The following is a 4856-nucleotide window of genomic DNA, read 5'->3' as shown; positions in this document are numbered from 1 at the left end:
CGCCGTCGTCGTCGGCCCGCCAGGGGCGGCCGAAGGAGACGAAGGGCACGTCGCGCTCCTGCAGCCAGGTGGTGCGGGTGTCCTCGTGGGACGTGCCGGTCAGGACGACGGCGTCGATCTCGCCGCCGTCGACGAGGTCGCCGATGCGGTCGATCTCCTCGGTGGGCGTGCGGGCGGCATAGAGGAGCACGCGCATGCCGCGCTCGCTGGCGCGCTCGGTCAGGGCGTGCACGAACCGGTCGAGCACGACGCCGGAGATGCCGCCGGCGTACGGGTCGAGGCGCACGCCGATGGTGGAGCTGCGCCGGGTGCGCAGGCGGCGCGCGGCGGCGTGGGGGCGGTAGCCGAGCTCGACGATGGCGCGCTGGACGCGCTCGCGGGTGGGGCCGCGCACGATGTCCGGGGAGTTCAGGACGTTGGAGACGGTCTGCCGCGAGACGCCGGCCGCGCGGGCGACGTCCTCGACGGTAGGCGCCTTCGCCATCGTTCCCCCTCCCCTGCCCAACCGAACCCTGTCCGATCACGCCTGTCGTGAATGTTCGGAAACGTCATCCTAGGTGGCACATCCCGTCATCCGTCCATCTTGACATCGCGCTCGGCCCCTCCTTAGTGTCCTGCCCAGCGTAATTTGATCGTTCAAACTTCGTCACCACCACGTGCCTCATCAAGGGAGAAGAGACATGACAAGGCCCATCTCACGACACCTCGCCGGCGCGGGCGCCGTCCTGGTGGCCGGCGCGCTCGTGCTCACCGGGTGCGGCGGCTCCGGGTTCGCGGACGAGCCCGCGGCGCAGGACGACGCCGCCGCCGACTCGCTCACCAGCTCCGACGACCCGCTGTCGATCCTCATCGGCAGTTCCGGTGACGCCGAGACCGACGCGGTCACGGAGGCGGTCGCCGCCTGGTCCGAGGAGTCCGGCGTGGACGCCGAGGTGCAGGTCGCGAGCGACCTGCCGCAGCAGCTCTCGCAGGGCTTCGCGGCCGGCTCCCCGCCGGACCTGTTCTACCTGGCGCCCGAGGCGATCGCCGGCTACGCGGACAACGGATCGCTCCAGGCCTACGGCGACCTGCTGGCGAACAAGGACGACTTCTACCCGTCGCTCGTGGAGAACTTCACCGTCGACGACACGTTCTACTGCGCCCCCAAGGACTTCTCGACGCTCGGCCTGGTCATCAACACCCAGCTCTGGGAGGACGCCGGCCTGACCGACGCCGACGTCCCCACCACGTGGGACGAGCTGTCGGACGTGGCCAAGACCCTGACCACGGACGACCAGGTGGGCCTGTCGTTCGGCGCCGAGTACCAGCGCGTGGGCACCTTCATGGCGCAGGCGGGCGGCGGCCTCGTGGTCGACGGCGCCCCGGCCGCCGACAGCGCCGGCAGCGTCGAGGGCCTGGAGTACGTGCAGAGCCATCTCGAGGACGGCACGTTCGCCTACGCCGCCGACCTCGGCGCGGGGTGGGGCGGCGAGGCTCTCGGCAAGGGGCTGGCCGCGATGGTCATCGAGGGCAACTGGGTCACTGGCGCCCTCACGAACGACTTCCCGGACATCGAGTACACGGTGGCCGAGCTGCCCGCCGGCCCCGCCGGCCCCGGCACGCTGCAGTTCACGAACTGCTGGGGGATGGCCGCCGACAGCCCCAACCAGGAGGCCGCGCTGAGCCTGGTGGAGCACCTGACGAGCGCCGAGCAGCAGCTCGCGTTCTCGGAGGCGTTCGGCCCGATGCCCTCTTCTCAGTCGGCCGCCGCCGACTGGACGAGCGCCAACCCCGACCTGACCGCGTTCCTGGACGGCGCCGCCTACGCACAGTTCCCGCCGAACTGGGCGGGCACCACCGACGTCATCACGGACCTGAACTCGCAGCTGGAGTCGCTGAGGTCCGGTGATGTCGCCACGATCCTCGGCACCGCGCAGTCGAACCTCGAAGCGATCGCCGAGTAGCACGCACATGTCTCTTCTCGCGACGCCGCGCGACGCCGGTTACCGTTCCGGGCCCGACCGGGCCCGGAACGGTGCCGGACGCGGCATCCGGCGCGGCGAGGCCGCCGCCGGGTGGCTGTTCATGCTGCCCGTGCTGGTGATCCTCGGCGTGTTCCTGCTGGTGCCGGTGCTGATGGCCCTGTGGGTCAGCTTCTCCGACTGGTCCGGGCGCGGCAGCCCGTTGTCGTCCGGCGTCGGCTTCGTGGGGCTGGACAACTACGCGGCCGTCACCACCGGTGGCGGCCTCGCCGAGCGTGACTTCGGCATCGCGCTGCGCAACAACACCTGGTACGTGCTGCTGGTGGTGCCGCTGCAGACGGCGCTGGCGCTGTTCCTGGCGGTGCTCGTCAACCGCGCGGTCCTGCGGGGCCGCGGCGTGTTCCGCACGGCGTTCTACTTCCCGTCCGTCACGAGCTCGGTCGCGATCACCGTGCTGTGGCTGTTCCTGTTCTCGACATCGGGCGTGGTCAACACGGTCCTGGCGCGGGTGGGGATCGCCGGGCCCAACTGGTTCAACGACCCGAGCGGCGTGCTGCACAACCTGCTGGGCGCGCTCGGTCTGCGCACCGGGCCCGACGCCCTGACGCAGCACGGATTCCTCGGCGTGACGTGGTGGGACTGGCTGGCCGGGCCCTCGGTCGCGATGTCGGCGTTCGTGCTCATGGCGATCTTCACCACCAGCGGCACGTTCATGCTGCTGTTCGTCGCGGGCCTGCAGAACATCGCCCCCGAGGTCGAGGAGGCCGCCATGGTCGACGGCGCGGGCGCCTGGCAGCGCTTCTGGCGTATCACTCTCCCCCAGCTCAAGCCGACCCTCTTCACGGTGCTGACCCTGGGCCTGATCGGCTGCTGGCAGGTGTTCGACCAGATCTACACCGGCACGCAAGGCGGCCCCGGCAAGACGACGCTGACCCCCGCCTACCTCAGCTACCAGTCGGCGTTCCTGTCGCAGGACTGGGGCCAGGGCGCGGCGATCGCGTTCATCCTCTTCGTCATCATCGTGCTGCTGACGATCCTGCAGCGCTGGATCCTGCGCGAGCGCCCGGACGTGCCGCGCCGGGCCCGGCGCGGCGGCCCGAACCCCCACCCGAATCCGGACCGGACCACGGAGGCCGACCGATGAGCCTGACCCTCGGCCGCGCTCCTCGTGGCGGGGCGGTCCGCACGCCTGGCCGCGGCACGAGCCCGGCGCTGCGCCGCCGGCCGCGCAAGGCGCTCGCCTGGCAGATCGGGCTGTATGCGCTGCTGATCGGCCTCGCGCTGGTCTACGTGTACCCGTTCCTGGTCCAGCTCGCGACGTCGGTCAAGACCGAGGCGGACGCCGCGGCCGACCCGGTCTCGCTCGTGCCCGACCCGCTGACCTGGTCCGCGTACGCGCGCCTGTTCCTGCGGTCGGACTTCCCCGTGTGGTTCGCCAACTCCGCGATCGTGACCGTGCTGGTCACCGCGGGGCGCGTGTTCTTCGACTCCCTGGCGGGCTATGCCCTGGCCCGGCTGCACTTCCGCGGGCGCGGCGTGATCTTCGCGGCGCTCGTCGCCGTGATGGCGGTGCCCACCGTGGTGCTGCTCATCCCGAAGTTCCTCGTGATCAACCAGCTCGGCATCTACGACTCGTACGCGGGCATGGTGCTGCCGCTGCTCGTGGACGCGGCCGGCGTGTTCATCATGAAGAACTTCTTCGAGTCCGTCCCGGCCTCGGTCGAGGAACAGGCCCGCATCGACGGCGCCGGCACGTTCCGGATCTTCTGGTCCGTGGTGCTCCCCATGGCGCGGCCCGCGCTCGTGACCATCGTGATCCTGTCGTTCCAGGGGTCGTGGAACGAGCTGAGCCACTTCATCGTCGCCGCCCAGTCGCCCGACCTGACGACCCTCACCAAGGGCGTCGCCTCCCTGGCCAGCGGCCAGCTCAGCCAGGGCAGCCAGTACCCCATCAAGCTCGCCGCCGCGGCGATCATGACCATCCCCGTGGCGGTCGTGTTCTTCGTGTTCCAGCGACGCATCATGAATACCAGCGAAGGAGCCGTCAAGGAATGACGCCGAGCACGACGCCGTTCACCAGCCCACCGCCGCAGCCCGATCCGGCACAGCACCTGGCACAGCAGCCGACCCAGCCGCTGCAGCCGCTGCTCGGCGACGCCGTCATCGCCCTGCGCGCCCCGACCCAGGTCTGGTCGGGCCGCGACGGCGATCTCGGCGCCGCAGCGATCGACGGCGTCTACCACGGCGACGTGCGGCACGTGCGCGGCCTGACGCTGGAGTGCGCCGAGTCGGCGATCGAGTACATCTCGCTCGCCCCGGAAAGCGCCTCGCACGTCGTGTTCGGCGGCCTCCTGCGCGAGGCGGACGACGCCACGCCCGACCCCAAGGTGCGCCTCGTACGCGACCGCCGCGTGGCCGACGGCTCGCTCACCGAGACCTGGACCGTCGCCTCGCACCTGGCCGAGCCGACACGCGTGACCCTCCGGCTGCGGCTGCGGCCCGACTTCGCGAGCATGCACGAGGTCAAGGCCGGCCTCGCCGCCCCGGGCGACGCACCGGAGATCACGCTCGGCGACGGCTCTGGGCTTGGTGACGATTCGAGGCCTGGTGACGGTTCGGGGCCTGGTGAGGGTTCGAGGCCTGGTGACGGCTCAGGGCTGGGCAGGAGCACCGTCACGGCGCGCTCCGGCGGCCACTCGTTCACGCTGGCTGCCACGGGCGCGACCGTCACGACCAGCGCGGACGGCGAGATCGTCGCGACCTGGCCGCTGGACGTCCCGGCCCACGGCCGCAGCGAGGCTGTCTGGACGCTCGCCCTGCACGACGACGCCATGGTCGTCCGCGGCGCCGTCGGCACCTGGCCCGGGACGGCGGAGGCGCTGCGCGGGGCGGCGG

The 4856-nt window shown here is 71.4% G+C and carries 5 protein-coding genes; 4 read left to right on the top strand and 1 reads right to left on the bottom strand.

The window, feature by feature from the left end:
* A partial coding sequence (locus PROKR_RS23280) for a LacI family DNA-binding transcriptional regulator (RefSeq protein ID WP_157602592.1) occupies positions 1-484 on the bottom strand: 484 nt, incomplete at its 3' end.
* A 196-nt stretch (positions 485-680) separates the two neighbouring features.
* Here PROKR_RS23280 and PROKR_RS23275 point away from each other — a divergent pair.
* The 4 genes from PROKR_RS23275 to PROKR_RS23260 form a co-directional block, all read left to right on the top strand.
* Complete coding sequence (locus PROKR_RS23275) at positions 681-1943, top strand: sugar ABC transporter substrate-binding protein (RefSeq protein WP_036968104.1); 1263 nt, start codon at positions 681-683, stop codon at positions 1941-1943.
* Positions 1944-2064: 121 nt separating this feature from the next.
* The gene (locus PROKR_RS23270) at positions 2065-3105 is read left to right on the top strand and encodes a carbohydrate ABC transporter permease (RefSeq protein WP_157602589.1); all 1041 of its coding nucleotides are present in this window, start codon (positions 2065-2067) and stop codon (positions 3103-3105) included.
* On the top strand, positions 3102-4016 hold the full coding sequence (locus PROKR_RS23265) for a carbohydrate ABC transporter permease (RefSeq protein ID WP_051433275.1): 915 nt from the start codon (positions 3102-3104) through the stop codon (positions 4014-4016). The genes PROKR_RS23270 and PROKR_RS23265 overlap by 4 nt, the downstream gene beginning before the upstream one ends.
* The coding region (locus PROKR_RS23260) for a glycogen debranching N-terminal domain-containing protein (RefSeq protein WP_036968099.1) at positions 4013-4856 on the top strand (844 nt) is incomplete at its 3' end. The genes PROKR_RS23265 and PROKR_RS23260, both read left to right, overlap by 4 nt.

It is taken from the genome of Promicromonospora kroppenstedtii DSM 19349 (assembly GCF_000515355.1).
Classification (GTDB): domain Bacteria; phylum Actinomycetota; class Actinomycetes; order Actinomycetales; family Cellulomonadaceae; genus Promicromonospora; species Promicromonospora kroppenstedtii.
The sequence above is the reverse complement of the archived record's forward strand: the minus strand, read 5'-3'. Positions and strand labels throughout refer to the sequence as shown.

Coding starts and splice junctions, on each gene's coding strand:
- PROKR_RS23275 (WP_036968104.1), top strand. CDS start 681: ATGACAAGGCCCATCTCACGACACCTCGCCGGCGCGGGCGCCGTCCTG.
- PROKR_RS23265 (WP_051433275.1), top strand. CDS start 3,102: ATGAGCCTGACCCTCGGCCGCGCTCCTCGTGGCGGGGCGGTCCGCACG.
- PROKR_RS23270 (WP_157602589.1), top strand. CDS start 2,065: ATGCTGCCCGTGCTGGTGATCCTCGGCGTGTTCCTGCTGGTGCCGGTG.